At 74.3% G+C, this 22650-nt stretch carries 18 protein-coding genes; 5 read left to right on the top strand and 13 right to left on the bottom strand.

The window, feature by feature from the left end; translation table 11 throughout:
- Positions 1–162: 162 nt before the first annotated feature.
- From ligA to mnmA, 4 genes are read right to left on the bottom strand one after another with little or no spacing between them, the layout of a single operon-like run.
- The gene (ligA, locus tag HNR61_RS04070) at positions 163–2346 is read right to left on the bottom strand and encodes an NAD-dependent DNA ligase LigA (protein WP_182841704.1); all 2184 of its coding nucleotides are present in this window, start codon (positions 2344–2346) and stop codon (positions 163–165) included.
- A 49-nt stretch (positions 2347–2395) separates the two neighbouring features.
- A complete protein-coding gene (locus tag HNR61_RS04065) occupies positions 2396–3406 on the bottom strand; it encodes a methionine synthase (RefSeq protein WP_182841703.1) in 1011 nt (336 codons plus the stop codon).
- Positions 3407–3431: 25 nt separating this feature from the next.
- Complete coding sequence (locus HNR61_RS04060; protein ID WP_182841702.1) at positions 3432–4250, bottom strand: LLM class F420-dependent oxidoreductase; 819 nt, start codon at positions 4248–4250, stop codon at positions 3432–3434.
- Positions 4251–4308: 58 nt separating this feature from the next.
- Positions 4309–5394 (bottom strand): tRNA 2-thiouridine(34) synthase MnmA, encoded by a 1086-nt coding sequence (gene mnmA, locus HNR61_RS04055; protein ID WP_182841701.1) that lies wholly within the window; start codon positions 5392–5394, stop codon positions 4309–4311.
- A 40-nt stretch (positions 5395–5434) separates the two neighbouring features.
- Between mnmA and HNR61_RS04050 the strand changes: the two genes are divergently transcribed.
- Positions 5435–6499 (top strand): DUF695 domain-containing protein, encoded by a 1065-nt coding sequence (locus HNR61_RS04050; RefSeq protein ID WP_246441939.1) that lies wholly within the window; start codon positions 5435–5437, stop codon positions 6497–6499.
- 109 nt (positions 6500–6608) lie between these two features.
- A complete protein-coding gene (locus HNR61_RS04045; RefSeq protein WP_182841699.1) occupies positions 6609–7790 on the top strand; it encodes an ABC transporter substrate-binding protein in 1182 nt (393 codons plus the stop codon).
- A gap of 6 nt (positions 7791–7796) precedes the next feature.
- Here the strand turns inward: HNR61_RS04045 and HNR61_RS04040 are convergent, their stop codons facing one another.
- Both HNR61_RS04040 and HNR61_RS04035 read right to left on the bottom strand, forming a co-directional pair.
- A complete protein-coding gene (locus tag HNR61_RS04040; RefSeq protein WP_246441937.1) occupies positions 7797–8666 on the bottom strand; it encodes a DUF1206 domain-containing protein in 870 nt (289 codons plus the stop codon).
- A gap of 36 nt (positions 8667–8702) precedes the next feature.
- Positions 8703–9878, bottom strand: a complete 1176-nt coding sequence (locus HNR61_RS04035) for a cysteine desulfurase family protein (protein ID WP_182842281.1) — start codon at positions 9876–9878, stop codon at positions 8703–8705.
- Positions 9879–10016: 138 nt separating this feature from the next.
- Here HNR61_RS04035 and HNR61_RS04030 point away from each other — a divergent pair, with 138 nt between their 5' ends.
- The 3 genes from HNR61_RS04030 to HNR61_RS46645 all read left to right on the top strand — a co-directional run bounded on the left by HNR61_RS04030 (position 10017) and on the right by HNR61_RS46645 (position 13840).
- Positions 10017–10541, top strand: a complete 525-nt coding sequence (locus HNR61_RS04030) for a TetR/AcrR family transcriptional regulator (protein ID WP_182841698.1) — start codon at positions 10017–10019, stop codon at positions 10539–10541.
- Positions 10542–10771: 230 nt separating this feature from the next.
- Positions 10772–11986 carry an MFS transporter gene (locus HNR61_RS04025; protein ID WP_182841697.1) on the top strand — a complete coding sequence of 405 codons (1215 nt, stop codon included), beginning with the start codon at positions 10772–10774 and terminating at the stop codon, positions 11984–11986.
- A gap of 120 nt (positions 11987–12106) precedes the next feature.
- On the top strand, positions 12107–13840 hold the full coding sequence (locus tag HNR61_RS46645; RefSeq protein WP_220508885.1) for a serine/threonine-protein kinase: 1734 nt from the start codon (positions 12107–12109) through the stop codon (positions 13838–13840).
- On the opposite strand, the gene HNR61_RS04015 is transcribed toward HNR61_RS46645, so the two are convergent.
- The 7 genes from HNR61_RS04015 to HNR61_RS03985 all read right to left on the bottom strand — a co-directional run bounded on the left by HNR61_RS04015 (position 13837) and on the right by HNR61_RS03985 (position 22617).
- Positions 13837–15087 carry a hypothetical protein gene (locus HNR61_RS04015; protein ID WP_182841696.1) on the bottom strand — a complete coding sequence of 417 codons (1251 nt, stop codon included), beginning with the start codon at positions 15085–15087 and terminating at the stop codon, positions 13837–13839. The two genes, HNR61_RS46645 and HNR61_RS04015, sit on opposite strands and share 4 nt — an antisense overlap.
- Before the next feature lie 131 nt (positions 15088–15218).
- Positions 15219–16169, bottom strand: a complete 951-nt coding sequence (locus HNR61_RS04010; RefSeq protein WP_182841695.1) for an electron transfer flavoprotein subunit alpha/FixB family protein — start codon at positions 16167–16169, stop codon at positions 15219–15221.
- Positions 16170–16192: 23 nt separating this feature from the next.
- Positions 16193–16972, bottom strand: a complete 780-nt coding sequence (locus HNR61_RS04005; protein ID WP_182841694.1) for an electron transfer flavoprotein subunit beta/FixA family protein — start codon at positions 16970–16972, stop codon at positions 16193–16195.
- A gap of 310 nt (positions 16973–17282) precedes the next feature.
- Complete coding sequence (locus tag HNR61_RS04000; RefSeq protein WP_182841693.1) at positions 17283–18830, bottom strand: serine/threonine-protein kinase; 1548 nt, start codon at positions 18828–18830, stop codon at positions 17283–17285.
- 24 nt (positions 18831–18854) lie between these two features.
- Entirely contained in the window at positions 18855–20663 is a 1809-nt protein-coding gene (locus HNR61_RS46640; RefSeq protein WP_281400339.1) for a serine/threonine-protein kinase, read from the bottom strand.
- Between the two features lie 111 nt (positions 20664–20774).
- Positions 20775–21620 (bottom strand): serine/threonine-protein kinase, encoded by an 846-nt coding sequence (locus tag HNR61_RS03990; RefSeq protein WP_182841692.1) that lies wholly within the window; start codon positions 21618–21620, stop codon positions 20775–20777.
- A gap of 43 nt (positions 21621–21663) precedes the next feature.
- On the bottom strand, positions 21664–22617 hold the full coding sequence (locus tag HNR61_RS03985) for an acyl-ACP desaturase (RefSeq protein WP_182841691.1): 954 nt from the start codon (positions 22615–22617) through the stop codon (positions 21664–21666).
- Between the last annotated feature and the right edge of the window lie 33 nt (positions 22618–22650).

The raw sequence follows: 22650 nt of genomic DNA, 5'->3' as shown, positions 1-22650 counted from the left end.
GGGACCTGTGATGACAGGGAGAGTACGACCTTTGCTCAACTTCGCGAAACCGATTGCCTACAATCCGTTATGCCCAATCCGTGTCGCAATCCTACCAAAGGGTAGCCATACCGTACCGTTAGGTAACTACTCGCTGGTCATCTGGGCAACGAACACGGGCCGTCATTCGTCCCCGCGCAGGGTTACGTTTTTGGCCGCATCCGGCCCCTGTTCGAGCAGCACCCGGAACCCCTCCTCGTCGAGGACCGGCACCCCGAGCTTGACGGCCTTGTCGTACTTGGAGCCGGGACTGTCGCCGACGACCACGAAACCGGTCTTCTTGGACACCGAGCCGGAGACCTTGCCGCCGAGGTTCTGCACGGCCTCGGTGGCCGAGTCGCGGCTGAAGCCCTCCAGCGAACCGGTGATCACGACGGTGACGCCCTCCAGCGGCCGCGGCGCGTCGAACCCCTCGTCGGCCATCCGCACCCCGGCGGCGGCCCACTTCTCGACGATCTCCCGGTGCCAGTCCACCTCGAACCAGCGCTTGATGGAGGCGGCGATCGTCGGGCCGACGCCCTCGACGGCGGCCAGCTCCTCCTCGGTGGCACCGCGGATCGCGTCGATCGAGCCCATCTCGCGGGCCAGGGCCTGCGCGGCGGCCGGGCCGACGTGCCGGATCGACAGCGCCACCAGCACCCGCCACAACGGCTGGGCCTTGGCCTTCTCCAGCTCCTCGAACAGCACCTCGACGATCTTCTTCGGCTCGCCGTCGGCGTTGGCGAAGAAGGTGACGACCTTCTCCTCGCCGGTCCTCGGATCGATCCTGGGGACGCCGGTGCGCTGCTCGCGCACCACGGTGCGGATCGGCAGCAGCTGCTCCACGGTCAGGTGGAACAGGTCGCCCTCGTTGCGGACCGGCGGCTCGCCGGGCTCCAGCGGCTGCGTCAGCGCCGTCGCGCCCACGTACCCCAGGGCCTCGATGTCCAGGGCCTTGCGGCTGGCCAGGAAGAACAGCCGCTCGCGCAGCTGCGCCGGGCAGAACTGGGCGTTGGGGCAGCGGATGTCGGCGTCGCCCTCCTTCTCGTAGGCGAGTTCGGTGCCGCACTCGGGGCAGTGCGTGGGCATGGCGAACTCGCGCTCGGAGCCGTCGCGCAGGTCCGTCACGGGCGCGACGATCTCGGGGATGACGTCGCCCGCCTTGCGCAGCACGACCGTGTCGCCGATCAGCACGCCCTTGCGCCTGACCTCGCCCGCGTTGTGCAGCGTGGCGTAGGCCACCGTGGACCCGGCCACCTTGACCGGCTCCATCACGCCGTAGGGGGTGACGCGCCCGGTGCGGCCGATGCCCACCTTGATGTCGAGGAGCCGGGTGTTGACCTCCTCGGCCGGGTACTTCCAGGCGATCGCCCAGCGCGGCGCGCGCGAGGTGGAGCCCAGGCGGCGCTGCAACGCGAACTGGTCGACCTTGACGACCACTCCGTCGATCTCGTACTCGGGCTCGTGGCGGTTCTCGCCGTAGTGGGCGATGTACTCGCGCACGGCCTCCAGCCCGCCGACGACCTTGTAGCGGTCGCTGATCGGCAGGCCCCACTCCCGCATGGTCTCGTACGCCTCGGACTGGCCGTCGGGCTGCTTGCCGCCGCGCCAGGCGCCGAAGCTGTGGACGAGCATGCTGAGCCTGCGGCGGGCGGTGACGCTCGGGTCCTTCTGCCGCAGGGATCCGGCGGCGGCGTTGCGCGGGTTGGCGAAGACCTTCTCGCCCATCTCCGCCTGCTCGGCGTTGACCTCCTCGAACCGCGCGACGGGCAGGAACACCTCGCCGCGGACCTCCAGCAGCTCGGGCCAGCCGGAGCCGGACAGCTGGGTCGGGATCGCCTCGATGGTGCGGACGTTGAGCGTGATGTCCTCGCCGGTGCGGCCGTCGCCGCGGGTGACGCCGCGCGCGAGCCTGCCGTTCTCGTAGACCAGCGACACCGCCAGGCCGTCGATCTTCAGCTCGCACAGGTAGCCCGCGACCTCGCCGACCTCCCGGACCACCCGCTGGTCCCAGGACAGCAGCTCGTCGGCGTCCATCGCGTTGTCGAGGCTCTGCATCCGCTCGACGTGCTCGACGGTCGCGAACTCGGTGACCATCGGCGCCCCGACCCGCTGGGTGGGCGAGTCGGGGGTGACCAGCTCGGGGTACTCGGCCTCCAGCGCCTGGATCTCGCGCATCAGCCGGTCGTAGTCGGCGTCGCTCAGCGTCGGCTGGTCGAGCACGTAGTAGCGGTAGTTCGCCTCGTCGATCCGCTCGGCCAGCTCGGCGTGCCGCTTCGCCGCGTCCGTCTGCGCCGACTTCTGGGGGACACCTTCGCTCGTGGTCATGGGCCCATTCTCGCCGGTACCACCGACATCACGACCCGCGCCGCGCCCCCTACCCGGCCGCTTCGTAGAGCATCCGGGCCGTCTCGTGGCAGCGTTTCAGGGCGGCCCTGACGTACCGGGGCGAGGCCCCCGCCAGCCCGCACGCCGGGGTGAGGACGACCTGCCGGGCGAGCCGCGCGGGCGGGAACCCGAGCCTGCGCCACAGCTCCCGCACCGGCTCGCCGGTCCGCCGGAGCGCCGGCAGCGCCGTGTCGGTGCCCGGGACGACCCCCAGGAACAGCCCGACCCCGGCGTCGACGGTCTCCCCCACCGCGTCGTCGGCGCGTTCGGGCACCATCCGCAGGTCCACCGAGATCGCCTTGGCCCCCGCGCCGCGCAGCAGCCGGTAGGGGACGTCGGGGGCGCAGCAGTGCACGACCGGGAACGCGTCCCCGGCCTTCTCGATCACCTGCCGCAGGGCCTCCTCGGCGATCGGGGCCTCCACGGCGCGCAGCCGCGAGAACCCGCTGGCCGACGGGATCCGCCCGGCCAGGACGGCGGGCAGCGCGGGCTCGTCGATCTGGAGCAGCAGCGACGCCCGCGGGATCCGCCGCCGCACCTCGGCGACGTGCGCCGCGACGCCCTCGGCCAGCGACGCGGCCAGGTCGCGCACCGCGCCGGGGTCGCGCAGCACGCGGTCGCCGCCGCGCAGCTCGATGCCCGCGGCCAGCGTCCACGGCCCCGCCACCTGGATCTTGAACGGGCCGTCGTGCCCGCCCGCCAGCTCCTCCAGCGCGTCCAGGTCGCGGGCCAGGTGGTCCAGCGCCCGCCGGGTGTCGCGGCCGGGGCGGTCGGAGAGGCGCCACCCCGACGGCTCCAGGTGGACCGGCAGCTCGACCAGGAGCCCGGCGCCGCGGCCGATCATGTCGGCGCCGGGTCCCCGGTCGGGGAGTTCGGGCAGGTGCGGCAGCTCGGGCAGCTCGCCGAGCACGATCCGGAGCGCTTCGGCGGGATCGGTCCCCGGGTGGGAGCCGACCCCGGTCGCGGCCCCGGGTCCCCACGGAAAACTCGTCGTCGTCACGCCCGGAACCCTATCGGTGGCCAGCTCAGAACAGCTCCGCCATCCGGTCCAGGCGGGCCAGGGTCTCCGCCTCCGGCTCGGTCGGCAGGTTGAACAGCACCCGGTCCACCCCGGCCTCCTCCAGCCCGGCGACGATCTCGGCCTTGGGCACCACGCCGAACACCGACACCGGCACGTACCGTCCGGCGCGGTCGCGCAGCTCCTTGATCTGGGCGGGCAGGTCCTCGGTGCCGCGGCCCAGGATCGGCATCCAGCCGTCGCCGAACTCGACGACCCGGTCGAACGTCGTCGGCCCCGACCCGCCGACCAGCACCGGCGGGTGCGGGTCCTGCACCGGCTTGGGGTAGGAGAACACCGGGTCGAAGTCCACGAACTCGCCGTGGAACTCGGCCTCCTCCTTCGTCCACAGCTCCTTGACCGCGAGGACGCGCTCGCGCAGCAGCCGCATCCGGGTCCGGGGGTCGGTGCCGTGGTTGCGCATCTCCTCGCGGTTCCAGCCCGCGCCGACGCCGAGGATCGCGCGCCCGCCGGAGACCAGGTCCAGCGAGGCGACCTCCTTGGCCAGGATGATCGGGTCGCGCTGGATGACCAGCGCGATGCCGGTGCCGACCTTCAGCCGCCCGGTCGCGGCCGCCGCCGCGGCGAGCGCCACGAACGGGTCGAGCGTCCGGTAGTAGTGGCGCGGCAGCTCCGCGCCGCCCGGCCACGGGGTCTCCCGGCTGGCGGGGATGTGGGTGTGCTCGGCCAGGAACAGCGACTCGAAGCCGCGCTCCTCCAGCGCGCGGCCGAGCGCCGCCGGGCCGATGCCCTCGTCGGTCACGAACGTCGAGACGCCGAAATCCACGGGTGCTCCTCCAGGTCTCAGGGGGACTGGGAAGATACCGGCAGGCGGTGGCCGGCGCTCACTCCGCCCCGGCCGTCACGCGGACGGCCTCGGAGATCGTCGCCGAGCCGAGCACCCGGTCGCCCTCGTACAGCACGGCGGCCTGACCGGCGGCCACGCCCTTGGCCGGGGACGCCAGCCGGATCCGCAGGCCCGCGGCGGCGGGCTCGGCGACGCAGTCGTACACCTCGCCGTGCGCGCGCAGCTGCACCTGGCAGCCGATCGGCCCGGCCGGGGGCTCGCCCAGCCACACCGGCCGCCGCGCGACGATCTCGTCGACGTCCAGCGCCTCGCGCGGCCCGACGGTGACGGTGTTGTCCACCGGGGAGATGTCCAGCACGTAGCGCGGCTTGCCGTCCGGCGCGGGCCGTCCCAGCCGCAGGCCCTTGCGCTGCCCGATCGTGAAGCCGTAGGCGCCCTCGTGCTCGCCGACCCGGTTGCCGTCCAGGTCGACGATCGGACCGGGGGCCCGGCCGAGGCGCTCGGCCAGGAACGCCTGGGTGTCGCCGTCGGCGATGAAGCAGATGTCGTGGCTGTCGGGCTTGGCCGCGACCTGGATGCCGCGCCGCTCGGCCTCGGCGCGGATGTCGGCCTTGGTGGTGTCGCCCAGCGGGAAGATCGCGTGCGCGAGCTGCTCGGGCGTGCAGACCGCCAGCACGTAGGACTGGTCCTTGCCGTGGTCCACGCCGCGCCGCAGCGTCGCGCCGTCCCAGCGGGCGTAGTGGCCGGTGCAGACCGCGTCGAACCCCAGCGCCCGCGCCCGGTCCAGCAGCGCCTCGAACTTGATCTTCTCGTTGCAGCGCAGGCACGGGTTGGGGGTGCGCCCGGCGGCGTACTCGCTGACGAAGTCCTCCACCACGTCCTGGTGGAAGCGCTCGGCCAGGTCCCACACGTAGAACGGGATGCCGATCACGTCGGCGGCGCGGCGCGCGTCCCGGGAGTCCTCCAGGGTGCAGCAGCCGCGCGCGCCGGTCCGGTAGGACTGGGGGTTGCTGGACAGGGCCATGTGGACGCCGGTGACGTCGTACCCCATCTCGGCGGCGCGGGCGGCCGCCACCGCCGAGTCGACGCCGCCCGACATGGCGGCCAGTACGCGCAGAGTCATAGTCCTCCCAGCGTATCTTCCGCGTACGATGTTCCCCGCTATGGGAATCTTCCGCCGCCCGCGCGAGGCGTCCTCCTCCGCCGCGCTTCCTGCCATCACCGAGTTCTGGGAGTGGTGGGTCCAGGCCCGCCCGCGGATCGAGGCCGCGTTGAGCGCCGCGCCCGGTCCCGACGACCACCCCGCCGAGGAACTGCCCGCCGACCTGGTCGACGAGCTCACCTCCCGGGTCCAGAAGATCGATCCGGAGGTGCAGTGGGAGATCGGCGGCGCCGACGACCGCGCGCCGACGCTGACGCTCACCGGCGGCGGCGACCCCGGGCTGCGCGGCCTGGCCGAACGCTGGCTGCGCGCCGCCCCGCGCGACACCGCCGGGTGGCGGTTCTTCGCGGCGCGGCAGGCCGACCACGAGATGCTCGCCCAGAACCTGGTGCTCGGCGACCACGAGTTCGACCTGGAGTACGTGAAGCTGGGGCTGCGCGCCGACGCCGCCCAGGCCCGCGTGCACGTCACCGCCTACCACCCCGACTTCCTGTTCGTGCCCGAGGAGCAGCAGCTCCAGGTCGCGCTGCACGTCCTGTACTGGGCGCTCGGCGAGGACGACGTGGCGCGCTGGGTCGGCGAGGTGACCCTCGCGATGGAGGCGCCGGTGGACGCGCTGCCGCCGTCGATGCTGCCGGTGGTGGTGGAGCAGATCGCCGAGCCGTTCGAGGAGGCCGCCTGGCTGACCGGCGAGGGCCGCACGCCGCGCGGGCACCCCTCCCGCCTGGAGGTGCGGTTCCCGCTGCACCGCCAGGACTTCCCGCTGCACGACCTGCACGTGTCGGTGAGCCTGCCGTACGCCAACTCCAATCCCGACCGGCTGCCGGTCGAGCCGTCCGCGGGCGCGCTGCGCAGGTTCGAGAAGAAGATCGCGGCGCTGGAGGGGGCCGTGCTGGCGGCCAAGGAGACCGGCGACGGACTGCGCGTCTACCACCTGTACGCCGACCCGGACTCGGGCGTGGTGGCCCGGCTGGACCAGCTGGCGGCGTCCTGGTCGGAGGGCAAGGGCAAGGTCGTCTCGGTGGCCGACCCCAGCTGGCGGGTCCTGGCCCCCTACCTGCCATGAACCCCGTCACCCCCTGGCCAGGATGACCTGGACGACCCGGCATTCACCGTGGGTATTCGCTTCGCTACCTTTGGTGATGTCGTGTCGACGCAGGTCACGGAGGTGCGGGATGGGTCCGGACGGCTCGCTGTGCATCGGGGCGGTGGTGCCGCGGACCGGCCGCCTGTCCACGCTGGGTGATCCGCTGGCGTTCGTCGTCGACCGGCTGGCGCCGCACCTGAGGTCGGTCGGCGGCGCGGGGCGCCGTCGCGCGCTGCGGTTCGCGGTGCGCGACAGCCGATCGGACCCGGACGGGGCGCGCCGGGCCGTCCGGGAACTGGTGGAGCGCGACCGCGCCGACGTCGTGATCACCATGGCGGGCACCCGGGTGCTGCCCGCGGTCGCCGACGCCTGCGAGCGGCGGGGGGTGCCGTGCGTGTCGACGACCTTCCCCTGGCAGGCGTACGTGTACTCGCGCGCCGACGACATCGGTCACCGGTTCGCCTGGACCTACCACTTCGCCTGGGGGCTGGACGACATCGCCACCGTGTTCGCCGACATCTGGGAACGCCTCGACGGCGCCCCCACGGTCGGCTGCCTGTGGAACGACGACCTCCAGGGGCGGCTGCTGCGCCACGAGCGCCACGGGTTCGTCCCGGCCGCGGCCCGCCGCGGGCACCGGCTGGTCGATCCCGGCGGCTACCGGGAGCCGGCCACCGACTTCGGTCCCGCCATCGAGCACCTGCGCCGTACCGGCGTCGACGTCGTCACCAGCGCCGCCACCGCCACCGACCTGGGGCTGTTCCATCGCCAGGCGCGCCGGGCGAAGGCCGCGCCACGGCTGATCACCTGTTCGCGCTGGCTGGCCTACCCCCATGCCGGGAAGGCGCGGGGCGACCTGGCCGACGCCCGTGTGGCCACGCTGGTGTACTGGACGCCCGGCCATCCCCACCGCTCCTCGCTGGACGGGACCACCGCCGCCGAGCTGGCCACCGCCTACCGGGACGCCACCGGCGCCCCCTGGCTGCAACCCCTGGGGCTGGCGCACGCCCTGGTCGAGGTCGCCCACCACGCCCTGGCCCACGCCGACGACCCGGCCCAGCCCGCGTCCGTCGCCCGGACGATCGCCCGGGCCCGCGTCGACACCATCGCCGGGACCCTGGACTGGACGCGCGGACCCGCCCCCAACATCGCGCTGGTCCCGCTGGTCGGTGGCCAGTGGCGCCCCACGCGCGACGGGCACGACCTGGCCGTGGTCACCAACACCGCCGTACCGCAGGTCCCCGTCACCGCCGACGTCACGCCGACGTGAACGCCCCTAGCGGACCGCCTCCACCTTCCGGTAGCGGGCCTCGGCGAACGCGTACACGCCGTAGGTCAGCAGCCCCACGGCCACGGCGACCAGCAGCCACGGCCCGGCCGGGGTGGAGGCGAACTCGCGCAGCGTCCCGTCGAGGCCCTTGGCCTTGTCGGAGTCGGCCGTCAGCGCCGCGTAGGCCAGGAACGCCCCGATGCCGCAGGCGACCAGGCCGCGCGCCACTCCCCCGACGACGCCCAGGGCCTGCACGGCGCGGCGGGTGTGGGCGCTCATCTGCCCGGTGCGCAGGATCTTCATGAACTTCCGGCGCACCGCCGAGGAGATGGCGTACACGCCCCAGGCGACGAACGCCAGCCCGATCGCCATCACCAGCCACCGCCCGCCGGGCTCGGCCATCGCCCGGCCGGTGAACGACCGGGACTGGTCGTCGCTGGAGCTGCTGCCCCGCCCCATCACAAATGACACGATCCCCGCGCACGCGACGACGTAGAGCACCGCGCGGCCGAGCGAGGACAGCCGCTTGCGCGGCTTGTGCCCCTCCGGGACGGGCTGCCCGAAGGCCGCCTCGGCCAGGCAGTACAGCGCCAGCCCCGCGAACCCGACCGCCAGCAGCCACAGCAGGAACTTCCCGGCGGGCTGCTCGGCGACGGTCTGCAGGGCGCCGCTCTTGTCGGCCTCCCGGCCGCCGTCGCCCAGCCCGATCTGCACCGCGATCCACCCGACCAGCAGGTACATCACCCCGTGGGCGACCAGCCCGGCGCGCGACATCCGGTGGAACCAGCGGCTTGCGGTGACCTCGCGCCCGGCCCGGCGCGCGCCGCCCCCGACGACGTTCGACACCATCACGACCTCCTCGAAGACGGACGGCATGTGCCCGAGGAGAAAGGCGGCAAACGTCGGGAAAGGTCAGGAAAGTCCGGCGCGGCGGGCGCGTTCGACGGCCGGGCCGATCGCCTCGGCCAGCGCCGCGACGTCCCGTTCGGTGGAGGTGTGGCCCAGCGTGAACCGCAGCGAGCCGCGCGCCCGCGCCGGGTCGGCGCCCATCGCCAGCAGCACGTGGCTGGGCTGCGACACCCCCGCCGAGCAGGCCGAGCCCGTCGAGCAGGCGATGTCCCTGGCGTCCAGCAGCATCAGCAGCGCGTCGCCCTCGCAGCCGGGGAAGGAGAAGTGGGCGTTGCCGGGCAGGCGGTCGTCGGGGTCGCCGTTGAGGATCGCGTCGGGGACGGCCTTGCGGACCTGCTCGATGAGCCGGTCGCGGAGCCGGGCGAGGCGGCGGGCCTCCTCCACCCGGCGCTCGGCCGCCAGCCGCACCGCCGTCGCCAGGCCCGCGATGGCGGGGGTGTCCAGGGTGCCCGAGCGCACGTCGCGCTCCTGCCCGCCGCCGTGCAGGATCGGGACCGGATCGCCGCCGACCTCCCGGTCGGGCTTGGCCAGCAGCAGCGCGCCCACGCCGACCGGACCGCCGATCTTGTGGCCGCTGAGCGCGAGGGACTTGGCGGCGGTGGCGGCGAAGTCGACCGGCAGGTGCCCGGCGGCCTGGACGGCGTCGGTGTGGAACGGCACGCCGCGTTCGCGGGCGACGGCGGCCAGCTCGGCGACGGGCTGGACGGTGCCGACCTCGTTGTTGGCCCACATGACCGTGGCCAGCGCCACGTCGGAGCCGTCGCCGAGCGCCTCCCGGAGGGCGTCGGGGCGGACGCGGCCGAGCCCGTCGACCGGCAGCCACTCCACGCGGGCGTCCTCGTGGTCGGCGAGCCAGTGCACCGCGTCCAGCACGGCGTGGTGCTCCACGGCCGAGGCCAGCACGCGCACCCGGGCCGGGTCGCCGGCGCGGCGGGCCCAGTACAGGCCCTTGACGGCCAGGTTGTCGGCCTCGGTGCCGCCGGAGGTGAACACCACCTCGCTGGGCCGCGCGCCGAACGTCTCGGCGATCACCTCGCGGGACTCCTCCACCACCCGGCGGGCGTGGCGGCCGGCGGAGTGCAGGGAGGAGGGGTTGCCGAGACGCCCCATCTCCTCCGTCATCGCCGCGATGGCCTCCGGCAGCATCGGGGTCGTCGCCGCATGGTCGAGGTAGGTCACCACGCGACCCACATTATCCGCGCCCGCCCGCGCGCCGTCGGGGGGAGTCGCCACCATCGATAAGCACCCCCTGACCTGGGGAGATGTAGATCACTCCGGTTGCGAGCTGTACCGTCCGGTCGGTACAGTTAAGAAGTCATGAAGAAGGACGCCCTGCTCGACGCCGCCGAGTCCCTGCTCTCCGAGCAGGGCACCCAGGCGCTCACCCTGAACGCGGTCGCCGACCGCGCGGGGGTCAGCAAGGGCGGCCTGCTCTACCACTTCCCCACCAAGGAAGCGCTGGTCAAGGCGATGGTCTCGCGGGTGATCGACGAGTTCGACGCGTTGATCGCCTCGTTCGACGACGGCACGCCGGGTTCCGCCACCCGCGCCTACGTCGAGGCCACGTTCGAGATCCTGGCCGGGGAGGCCCGCGCGTACCGGCGCTGGTCGGCCATCACGGCCGCGGCCACCGACCCCGAGCTGGCCGAGCCGCTGAACGGCGCGATGGCCCGCTGGCACAAGCAGCCGTGCGGCGAGGACCCCGTCGGGCAGATGGTCGTCCGGCTGGCGGCCGAGGGCCTGTGGGAAGTGGTGAGCCACGCGCCGGAGCTGTACGACGCGGAGCAGTTCGCCGCGCTCAGGCGGCGGCTGCTGGCGCTGCTGGACAGCCCGCCCGGCTGAGGCGGACCCTCACCCGGCTCCGCACGCCCTTCTGACGACCGATGACGCGCCTCCGCGCCCGGAACGGGCCTGGAGCGTTCCATCATGCCCCGCGCCGGGCCACACGGCGCCCATCCGATGCCCGCGCCGCACGCGCCCCCGCGCGCGGCGCCGTTCCGGGACGCCCCCGCGCCCCGGACCCGACCCGTGAGCCGGGGCCACGGCCCCGCCGAGAGAGAAAGAGGTGAACGATGCTGTTCCGCGCTCGACTGGGCACGTTCCTGACCTTCGCGTTGGCCGGTCTGCTCTGTGGTGTGTGGGTCTCCCGCATGCCCGCGCTGGCGGACAAGTTCGGCGTGAGCAAGAGCGAGGTCGGCGTCGTGCTCCTCGTCTGGGGCCTGGCCGCGATCGTGGCCATGCAGGGGCTGCGCGGCGTGATGGCGCGGCTCGGCAGCCGCACGGTGCTGCGCTGGTCGCTGCCGCTGGCGGCGGCGGCGTTCGGCTCGGTGGCGCTGGCCCCGTCGTTCGGGACGCTGCTGGTGGCGGTGGCGGCGTTCGGGATGGCGTTCGGCGTCGTCGACATCGCGATGAACGCGCAGGGCTCGGTGGTCGAGCACGCCTACCGCCGCCCGGTGCTGAACGGGATGCACGCGGGCTGGTGCGTGGGCGCGATGAGCGGCGGGCTGGTCGGCGTCGCCACCGCCGCCGCCGGGCTCGGCCACACCGCGACCGTGCTGGTGTCGGCCGCCGCCGTGCTGCCGGTCGGCCTGCTGCTGGGCCGCACCTACCTGCCGGACCCGGTCGCGCCCGCCGCCTCCGCCGGCGGGGGCCGCGCCAAGCTGCCCGCCGTCGTGTACCTGATCGGCGTGCTGGGGTTCATCGCGTTCATGGCCGAGGGCACCATCGCCGACTGGAGCGGCATGCTGCTGGCCGACGAGCTGGGCTCCGGCGAGGCCGTGGCGGCGCTCGGCTACCCGGTGTTCGAGCTGGCGATGCTGCTCGGGCGGCTGGCCGGGGACCACGTCCGGGTGCGCCTCGGCACCCGCGCGCTGCTGGTCTCCTCCGGCGTCGGCACCGCGGTCGGCATGGCGATCGTGGTGACCGCCCCGTCGGCGTGGGTCGCGCTGGGCGGGTTCTTCGTCACCGGCGTGATGGTCTGCACGATCGTCCCCACCACCATGTCGCTGGCCGGGACCGCCGCGCCCGGACGGCCCGCCGCGGCGGTCGCCCAGGTCGGCGCGATGGGCTACGGCGGCCTGCTGCTCGGCCCGGTCGTGGTCGGGTTCCTGGCGGACGCGACCTCGCTGCGCGTCGGCGTCGGCATCGTGATCGTCCTGTCCCTGCTGATCGCGCTGTCCACCCGGTTCCTGCCGCTGGACGCGGGCCACGACGTGGCCGCGCGGGTCATCGGCGACGAGGGCGACGCGGTGCGCCTCAACCCCGAGGCCGAGCCGGTCGCGGCCTGACCCGTCCCACCCCGCGCGAACGCGGCGTGTCACCTGCATCACGAGGGGGTGACACGCCGTTCCGCGTGACCGGCCCGTCCGATATAAACGCCCTTTGAAATCTTCGGACGAGGGGGCGGCATGTGGCGGGTTCCCGGCTACACCGAGCTGCGGACGCTGGGCGAGGGCGCGCAGGGACGGGTGGTGCTGGCCCGGCACGACGCGACCGGGCGCACCGCCGCGATCAAGTACCTGACCGAGCGGCTGAACGGCGACGCGGCGTTCCGGGACCGCTTCCGGGAGGAGGCGCGGCTGCTGCAACGGCTCCGCGACCCCTACGTCGCCGGGCTGTACGGCCTGGTGGAGACGCCCGAGGGCGCCGCGATCGTGATGGAGGCGGTCGACGGCGTCGCGCTGCGGCGGGTGCTGGAGGAGCACGGCGCGCTGGCGCCCGAGGCCGCGCTGACGGTGCTGAAGGGGTCGCTGCTGGGCCTGGCCGCCGCCCATGACCTGGGCATCGTGCACCGCGACTACAAGCCCGCCAACGTGATCGTCCGGGGTGACGGGCTGAGCAAGCTCATCGACTTCGGCATCGCCGTGGACGCGGGCGAGGCGGGCCGCTCCGGGACGCCGGTCTACATGGCCCCCGAGCAGTGGCGCTCCGAGCCCGCCTCCCCCGCCACCGACGTGTACGCCGCGACCTGCGTGTTCTTCGAGTGCGTGACGGGGCGCCGGCCGTTCGCCGCCGACAGCCCGGCCGTGCTGATGAACCACCACCTCACCGCGCCGGTCCCGGTGGAGGCGCTGCCCGGGCCGCTGCGCCCGCTGGTGGGGCGCGGCCTCGCCAAGGACCCGTGGGACCGGCCGCACGGCGCCAGGGCGTTCGTGGCCGAGCTGGAGTCGGTCGCGGCGGCCGCCTACGGCTCGGACTGGGAGGCGCGCGGGGTGCGGACGCTGGCCGGGGCCGCCGCCGCGCTGGCGGCGCTGTTCCCGCTGACGGCGCTCGGGCTCGGCGCGGCCGGGGCGGGCGCCGGGGCCGGGACGTCCGGGGCCGGGACGTCCGGGGCGGTCGCCGCCGGGGCGGGCAAGGGCGTGCTGGGCGTGGTGGGCACCAAGGCCGGGGCCGCCGTGGCGGGCGGGGTGATCGCCGCGACCGCCGCCGGGGGCGCGGCCGTCTACGTCGCCGCCGACGGCGGGCCGAGGCGCCCGCCCGTCGCGCCCCTGTCGGTCCAGCTCGCCTCCTACCAGCAGGGCGCGCAGGGGTCGGCGCCGCTCAGCACGGCCGGGCAGCTCGTCCAGGTCCGCGGCGGCGACCCGGCGCTCGCCCGGCGGATCAACGAGTCGCTGCGCGCGCCGCTGGAGGAGCGCCGCAGGTACTACGAGCGGAGCCTGGCGGCGCAGCCGGGCGCCAGGCCGTCGGTCTCCCGGGTGAAGGCGGCGGTCCGCACCGGCGGCCCCCGCTACCTGTCGGTCCGCTACGACGTCACGCTGGACTCGCCGACGCTGTCGCACCCGACCTGGAGCAGCCCGCTCGCGGTCACCGTGGACCTGAAAACGGGCCAGGCGGTGCCGGTCACGCGGATCCTCACGCCCGCCGCGTTCGAGGCCGAGGGTCTGGGCACGCTGGCCACCCGGCTCAAGAACGGCGCCGACGTCAACAGCTGCCTGCGGACGACCCTGCCGCGTCTCACCCGCCGCGCGTTCGAGCCGCCCCAGCCCGCGGTGCACGTGGTGCTCCAGCGCGGCGGCCTGGAGTTCCTGGTGAACATGACCGCCCTCGGAGAGACGACCGCCTGCGGCAAGGCCGACGTGGTCCTCCCCTACACCGGGCTCACCGGCCTGGTGGACCCGGAGGTGGTGAAGGCGGTCTCCTAGCCGAGGCGGGCCAGGACCGCGCGGGCGACGGCGAGCGCCTCGGCCCGCGCGGCGGAGTAGCGGGGGTAGGCGCCGACCAGCACCCGGCCCCTGCGCTGGTAGCCGTCGGCGAGGGACCAGACCACCCGGACGGTGACGTTGCCCCTGCGCACCCCGACCTCGGCGCCCCGCGTCCGGAACGCGATCGCCGTCCCCGGGTCCGGGCCCCGGCGGATCGTGACGGCGCGGGCGGCCGCGTACGCCTCGTCGCCGAGCCCCGGAACGGCCGCGCGCCCGGCGTAGGTCCCGGGGGTGGCGGCGCGGGTCCAGTTGCGGCGGTGCTCCCCGGCGCCGCGCGCCGGCCCGCCGGCCTTGGCGGGGCCGCGGCCGTGGGCCTCGACGCTGACCTCCAGGTTGCGGGCGAAGCGCGCGTTGAGGTCGCGCCAGCGGCAGAACCGGCGGTCCGCGCCGTCGGTGGGGTTCGGCTCCATCCGCGTTCCCCGCGCCTTGGCGGGCAGGGCGCGCCTCACCACCCCGCACAGCGGCGGCAGCGAGGTGACCACCGCGCGCCGCGCGTCGGCCCGCGGGGACGTCCCGGGGGTGGCGGCCGGGGACGGCGGGGTGTAGGGGGCGCTGTTGCCCGCCGGGCGGCCGTCGTCGTCCAGCCCCTTCTCCAGGACGGTCCGCAGGCCGCGGAAGCCCAGGAAGAGCCCGACGACGAGGACGAGGGCCAGGCAGCCCGCGATGGTGCGGCGGCCCTGCTTCCGGGACCGCGCGGGCGGGGCCGGCGGCCGATCCGCGCCGGGGTCGGGCGGCTCGGGGGCCGGGAGCGGCGGCGGTGCCGGGGCGGGCTCCCCGGCCCGCCCGGTGGCGACCCTGACGGCCGCCTCCCTGGCCTCCTCCGGCACCGGCGGGACGCGGAAGCCGCGGGCGCGGATGTGGGCGAGCAGCTCCGGGTCCGGCGGGACGTTGTGCACGCGCAGGTAGTAGACCGCCGAGCCGGGCCAGACCCAGGTCCCGTCGGTGTGGAACGCCATCGGCACCTCGGCGGGCCGCGACGGGTCCATCAGGTCCTCGTCGGTGCCGCGCGCCGACAGCACGACCGGCGCCTGCTTGAGGTAGGTCAGCAGCGCGTCGCGCTCGTGCAGCGGGACGGGCGGGCGCTGCACGACGGGGCGGCCGCCCGGCGGCACCGAGTCGAAGAGCCTGGCCATCCGGGGGGAGGTGGCCGGCTGCGGCGTCCACGAGGGCGGGGGCGGCTGGGACAAGGCGGGGGTCCTTCGGGCCTGAGGAGAAAAGAGAGTTTTCGGCGAATTGTAGGTGTTCGCGCAAAAAACGGAACGTCCCGCTCCGGCCAGCCGCAGGCCGGGGCGGGACGTTCCGTCGGACGGTCAGCGCGTCACTTGCGCTTGTTGATCTCCTCGGTGAGCTGCGGGACGATCTGGAACAGGTCGCCCACCACGCCGAAGTCGACCAGCTCGAAGATCGGGGCCTCGGCGTCCTTGTTGATCGCGACGATCGTCTTGGACGTCTGCATGCCGGCCCGGTGCTGGATGGCGCCGGAGATGCCGGCCGCGATGTACAGCTGCGGCGACACCGTCTTGCCGGTCTGGCCGACCTGGAACTGGTGCGGGTACCAGCCGGCGTCGGTCGCGGCGCGGGAGGCGCCGACGGCCGCGCCGAGCGAGTCGGCCAGGCCCTCGATGATCTTGAAGTTCTCGGCGGAGCCGACACCGCGGCCACCCGAGACGACGATCGCGGCCTCGGTCAGGTCGGGGCGCTCGCCCTTCTCCTCGACGACCCGCTCCACGATCCTGGCGGCCTTGTCGGTGTCCGACAGCGCCACCGACACCTGCTCCTCGGCCGGGGTCGCCGGGGCGGCCTCGGGCGCGATGGAGTTCGGGCGGACGGCGATGACCGGGGTGCCCTCCTTGACCTTGGCGTGCGCGACGATCGCGCCACCGAAGATCGAGTGCTCGGCGACGAAGCCCTCGGCGACGTCCACGACGTCGGTCAGCACGCCGGTGCCCAGCTTGACGGCCAGGCGACCGGCGATCTCCTTGCCCTCGCCGGTGGCGGCGACGAGCACGGCGGCCGCGCCCCTGTCCTGGGCGAGCTGCGCCAGCAGGGCGGCCTTCGGGGCGACGACGTAGGAGGTCAGCTCCTCGTCGGCGGCCAGGTAGACCTTCTTGGCGCCGTACTCGGCCAGCTTTTCCTTGGAGCCCTCGTAGCCCGCGCCCACCCATACCGCGGCGGCGTCGCCCAGGCGGTTGGCCAGGGTCAGCAGTTCGAGGGTGACCTTCTTGACCTCACCGTCGACGTGGTCGACGAGGACGAGAATCTCGCTCATCGTTCTTCAGTCCCCTTCCTCGCTCAGACGAACTTCTTCGACGCGAGGAACTCGGCGACCTTCGCGCCGCCGTCGCCCTCGTCGGTGACGATCTGGCCCTGCGCGCGCGGCGGGGCCTCGGCGAAGTCCACGACCTCGGTGGCGGCGTTGGCCAGGCCGACCTGGCCGGCGTCGATCCCGGCGTCGGCGATGCCGAGGCTCTGGACCGGCTTCTTCTTGGCCGCCATGATCCCCTTGAACGACGGGTACCGCGGCTCGTTGATCTTCTCGACGACGCTCACGACCGCCGGCAGGCCGGCCTCGACCCGGTCGTAGCCGTAGTCGGTCTGCCGCTGGATCTTGATCGCGGAACCCTCGATCTCGACCTTGTTGGCCATCGAGAGCTGCGGGACGCCGAGACGCTCGGCGAGCATCGCGGCGAGCACGCCGGTGCGGGCGTCGGTGGACTCCGAACCCAGCACGACCAGGTCGTAGCCGGTCTGGCCGAGGGCCTGGGCGATGGCGTACGAGGTCTGCAGCGCGTCCGAGCCCGCCAGGGCCTCGTCGACGAGGTGCACGGCCTTGTCGGCGCCCATGGCCAGGGCCTTGCGGATGGAGTCGGTGGCCTTGTCCGGACCCATGGTCAGGACGGTCACCTCGCCGCCGTGGGCCTCCTTGATGCGCAGCGCCTCTTCGATGGCGTACTCATCGAGTTCGTTGATGACGCCGTCCGCCGCGGCGCGGTCGAGCGTGCTGTCATCGGACTTCAGCTTGCGCGGGCTCTCCGTGTCGGGAACCTGCTTCACCAAGACGACGATGTTCATGGCCGGTGGCCGACCTCCCTGCACTCAATCGGCCGCTGGGGGCAGCGGCAAGAGGGGCGCCGCCCATGGCGGGTCGACGCTGGCTGGTGCGTTGCTGAACTGCTCCGCACCGCACAGCCTGCCAAACACCCGAACCGCCTTCGGATCCGGGTCCCTGTCTCGGCCATGCACTGCAGATGTTACCCGTGGGTAGCCTGAAGGCAAATCCCAGGTGGGTGAGACCCTACCCACGCCGAACCCGCACCTCACGACCGCGCCGCGCCCGACCCCGGAGTGACGCAGATCACGCCCGGCGGGCCGTCCGGCCCCCTCAGTGCAGGGAGATCTGGATGCGGGACAGGGTGTTCTCCACGGTGCTCTGCAGGCCGTAGAGCGGGGTGAAGCTCGGGTGCCAGGAGACCGAGGCGACGATCACCGCGAACGCCAGCAGGCCCAGCGCCACGCCCGCCACGGCGATCCGGCGCGGGCTCTCGGCGAGGCCGAGGAACGCCTCCTCCAGGCGGCGGCGCGGACCGCGCACGCCGGGCGCGGTCCACACCACCAGCGCGGCGGCCGCCGCGCCGAACGCGCTCGCCCGCTGCGGGTCCACCATCACGCCCACGCCCGACAGCAGCATCAGCCCCAGCGGCACCCCCACCGCGAACACCGCCGCGTACGGCAGCGTCGCCGCCGTCCGCGCCAACGCCGGCAGGCGGCTCCCGGCGCCGGGCATCAGGCGCAGCCCCGTCACCGCCAGCGCCGAGGACACCAGCCCCAGTACCGGCACGACCAGGGTGACCCCGACCGCGATCACCACGACCAGCATCGTCAGCAGCCGAGCCCACCCCAGCGCGATGGCCAGCGCGTGAGCGTCGTCGTCCTCAGCGTCCCCGCCCCCGTCCGCCGCGGCGGGCCGCACCGACACGGAACCCCGCGCCGACGCGGCGGGCCGTGCCGTCGTGGAGCTCCGCGCCGACGCGAAGATCTCCTCCAGCGCGGAAGGCCGCACCGATACGGAAGCCTCCTCAGACGTGGCGACCTGCGCCGCAGGAGAAGCCTCCTCCGACACGAAAGCCTCGCCTGACACGGAAGGCTGCGCTGCCGCGGAAGCCTGCCCTGACACGGAAGCCTCCCCTGACACGGAAGGCTGCGCAGACGCGGAAGGCTGCGCTGACGCGGAAGGCTGGGTCGGCATGGGGGGCTGCGCCGGTGCGGGAGTCCGGGCCGGCGTGGAGGGAGGTGTCATCGCGGGGGACCGTGTCGAGGTGGGGGGCGGGACGGGGAGGTCGGCCATGGCTTCGGCCAGTTCGGTCGCCGAGGGGCGGGTGGACGGGTCGGGGGACGCGGCGGCGTGGAGGAGCGGCTCCCACTCGGGCGGTACGGGGTCGCCCGAGTGCGTCGCGGCGAGCGTCACCGTCGCCGCCCACGCGTGGACGTCGTCGGCGGGCGTTCCGGGGGCGAGGCCGAACTCGACGATCACCGGGGCGCCGTCCACGAGCAGGACCGTGTCGCGGGTGAGCGCGCCGTGGGCCAGGCCGGTCCGGTGGATCGCCGCCAGGCCCCTGGCCAGGCCGGCCGCCAGGCGGTGCAGCGCGGCGCCGCGCAGGGCGCCGCGTTCCGCCAGCTCGGTGGTGAGGGAGCGGCCGGGAACGAGCCGCGACACCACGTAGGGCGGGTCCGCGTCGGGGTCGCCGTCCAGCACGTCCACCACGTGGGGGCTGAGCACCGCGCGCATCCGGTCCAGGTCCGGGCGCGGCGCGCCGGGCGGCGGCGTGGTGATCGCGACGTCCCGGCCCGCGGCGTCGGTGTCCCGGCGCGTGCCGGGCGCGGGCCCGGTCAGCGGACTCCGGTGGTTTCGGTGGCTCTGCTCCCCGCTCATAGGGTTCGCCACACTACCGGGCTCCTATATGAAAGGCAGGCCGCCCGACAGCAGATCCTTGATGTCGGCGCGCAGATCCTCCAGGCTCTGGCTCATGCCGGGCAGCGGCGTGGTGTCCGGCTCGCCCTGCCGGGACAGCACCACCAGCACCGTCGCGAACGTGCCGAGGATCAGCACGCCCGCCACGGCCGCCTCGGCGCGCGGCAGGACCGCTCCCCACAGCCGCGCCAGCTGGCGGCGCGGGGCCCCGCTGCCGGGGGCCAGGCACAGCAGCGCGATCACCACCATCGACGCGTAGGACACGGCGGTGGCGGCGCCCAGGTCGGGTTTGGCGAACATCAGCACCCCGAGCAGGACCGCCCCGGCCAGCAGGGTGAGCGGTGCGATCAGCACGGTGACCAGGGCCGCGCCGGGCAGGTGCAGCGGGGCCTTGAACGCCGCCGCCACCGCGTCCCCGGCGCGCGGCCCGCGCCGGGTGCGCTTGCCCTCCATGCCCCGGGCGGCCTTGTCGCCCATCCGCAGCACCAGCACGCCGACGACGGTGACGCCGACGGCCAGCAGCGGCGCGATCCCGGCGAAGCCCAGCAGCGCGACCAGCACCAGCAGGCTCATCACCCGGTACCAGCCGTAGGGCTTGCGGCGTTCCCGGTCGGGGGCGCGGTCGGCGTCGCGGCGGGTGGTCTCCTCGCCCGGGCGCGGCCCGGTGGCCTGCTGGTAGGGGTTCTCGTAGGGGACGGGCGGCGGCACGGGCTGCGGCGCGGGCTGCGGGCGCGGCTCGGTGAGCGGCGCGGGCGCGCGCCGGTACTGCTCGTAGCCGCCGGGCCGCTCGAACGGTCCGGGCGCCGGCGGCGGCATCGGCGGCGGGGCCGCGGGGGGCAGCTGCCCCATGAAGTCCTTGGGCTGGAGCGGGGCCGGGGTGGGCACCGGCGCGGGCACCGGGGCGGGCGGCTCCGGCGGCGGCATCGCGAACGCCCGCGACGCGGTGTGGTCGGGCGCGGTCGTCTCCGCGTCCCGGGAGGTCTCCTCCAGCCGCGTCCGGAACTGGTCGACCATCGTCTGGTCGGTGAGGGTCGCCTCGACCTGGACCCGCCGCGCCAGCTGCACCAGGTCGACGGCGGTGGGCCGTTCGGCGGGGTGGCGGGACATCGCGGCGCGCAGCAGCGGCAGGATCGGCTCGGGCACGCCGTCCAGGTCCGGCGTGTTATTGATGATCTTGTAGAAGATCGACTCGAAGGTGCCGGAGCCGAACGGCGGCCGCCCCGTGGCGGCGTAGGCCAGCGTCGCGGCCCAGGCGTGCACGTCGGAGGACGGGCCCGCCTCCTCGCCCTCGATGATCTCCGGGGCGAGGTAGCCGGGGGTGCCGATCACCATGCCGGTCGCGGTGAGCCGGGTCGCGTCGGCGGCCTGCGCGATCCCGAAGTCGATCACGACGGGCTCGCCGTCCACGAGCATCACGTTGCCGGGCTTGAGGTCGCGGTGCACGATGCCCGCGCCGTGGATCGCCGACAGCGCCGACGCCAGCCCGACCGCCAGCCGCTGCAGCGCCTGGCCGGCCATCGGCCCGGACTCCTCGACGATCTCCTCAAGGGTGCGGCCGGGCACGTACTGGGTGACGATGTAGGGCTGGTCGGCGGTGACGTCGGCGTCGAGGATCTCGGCGACGTGCGGGTTGTGCACGCGGCGCATCGAGTCCACCTCGCGCGCCAGGCGGCGGCGGGCCGTGGCGTCGCCCGCGACGGCGGGCCGCAGCACCTTGACGGCCACGTTGCGGCCCTCGGGATCGGCCGCCAGGTGCACCACGCCCATCCCGCCCTCGCCGAGCGTCTGGAGCAGGCGGTAGTGCCCGATCCGATCCTGGCCGAAGCTGTCCCCGGACGTGGTGACCCCCTTTGTCGTTTCCGAAACCCTACCCTCGCGCGCCGTCCCCCGTGGATCTCCCCGGCATCACGCGGCCCGTGCCGCGAGGGGGATCCGGGGGCGTTCGGCGGTGCCCGCCCAGTCGGCGAGGGCGCCCGCGAGCCAGCGGGCCGACGGGCGCCGGCCCGGGTCGCGGTCCAGGGCGCGCCGCAGCAGCGGCGCCAGCGGCTCGGCCGCGCCGCCCAGGTCGGCCTGGCCGCGCAGGATGCGGTAGCAGACGCCGTGCAGCGAGCCCCGGCCGAACGGCGGGCGCCCCGTCGCGGCCTGGGCGAGGGTCGCCGCCCAGGCGTACACGTCGGCGGCGGGCGTGGCCTTGCCGCCCTCGATCAGCTCGGGCGCGAGGTAGGCGGGCGTGCCGATCACCATGCCGCGCCGGGTGATCTGCTCGGCGTCGGCCGGCAGCGCGATCCCGAAGTCGACCAGCATCGGCCGGTCGCCGAGGACGATCACGTTGCCGGGCGACACGTCGCGGTGCACCACGCCCGCGTCGTGGATCGACGCCAGCCCGAGGGCCATGCCGCGCGCCACCCGCAGCAGGCGTTCGGCGCGCGGCGGCCCGTAGGCGTCCACGAGGTCGCCCAGCGGGACGCCGGGCGCGTACTGCGTGACGATGTAGGGGTGGTCGCCGTCGAGGCGCCCGTCCAGCAGCCGCGTCACGTACGGGCTGGGGGCGTGGTTGGTGACGCGGGCCTGCGCCGCCATCTCCCGGGCCAGGCGCCCCCGCGCCTCCGGCTCCGCCGCGAACTCGGCGTCGAGCTCCTTGAGCGCGACCTCCCGGCCGACGGGGTCCAGGGCGAGGTGGACCACGGCCGTGCTCCCCCGGCCGATCTCGGCCAGCAGCCGGTACTCTCCGAGCCGCCGATGCTTCCCCATATCCCCTATGACGCGGGAACCGGCAAGGTCGTTCCGAGAAAAATCAGTTCCGGCGCGCGGCCTGGCGGGCGCGGCGCTCCTCGCGCCGGGTCTCGAACCTGGTCGCGGCGGCGTCCAGCCCCTCCAGGAACTCCGCCAGCTCCTCGCGGGCCTTCTCGCCGTCGTCCGACAGGTCGGTGCGGTCGAACACGTCCCACTTGCGCAGCACGGGGATCAGCACGTCGTCGTGGTGCAGCCGCAGGTCGTAGATGCCCGCGTTGGCGATCACGACGGACTTGCGCAGGAACCCGTCGATGCTGTGGCCGGGCATCTGGAAGCCCTTCACCACGTCGGTGATCGCCCGCATGGTCGCGTTCGGGGCCGCCTCCAGGGCCGCGCCCAGCAGGTTCCGGTAGAAGATCATGTGGAGGTTCTCGTCGGCGGCGACGCGGGCGAGCATCTGCTCGCAGACCGGGTCGCCGGACGCCCGGCCGGTGTTGCGGTGCGACACGCGGGTGGCCAGCTCCTGGAACGACACGTAGGCCGCGCCGTGCAGGAACGAGTCGCCGTGGTCGGCCTCGTAGCCGACCTCCATGTGCTTCATGCGGGCGCGTTCCAGCGCGATCGGGTCGACGGCGCGGGTGACGGTGAGGTAGTCGCGGATGACGATGCCGTGGCGGTTCTCCTCGGCGGTCCACCGGTTGACCCAGGTGCCCCACGCGCCGTCGCGGCCGAACACCTCGGCGATGGCGCGGTGGTAGCCGGGCAGGTTGTCCTCGGTGAGCAGGTTGACGATCAGCGACTCGCGGGCCTCCTGCGAGAGCTGCGACTGCTCCAGGCTCCACTCCTCGCCGCCGAGGGGGCCGTCGAAGTCGCGGCCCTGGCTCCACGGCACGTACTGGTGGGGGAACCACTCCTTGGCCGTGGACAGGTGCCGGTTCAGTTCCGTCTCCACCACGGGTTCCAGGTCCCGCATCAGGTTGAGCTGGAGCTGCTTGTCTTCGGGCGTCACGGACATCCTGATCCTTCGCTTGACGACGTGGGAACGCGC

The organism is Actinomadura kijaniata, assembly GCF_014138665.1.
Taxonomy (GTDB): domain Bacteria; phylum Actinomycetota; class Actinomycetes; order Streptosporangiales; family Streptosporangiaceae; genus Spirillospora; species Spirillospora kijaniata.
The sequence above is the reverse complement of the archived record's forward strand: the minus strand, read 5'-3'. Positions and strand labels throughout refer to the sequence as shown.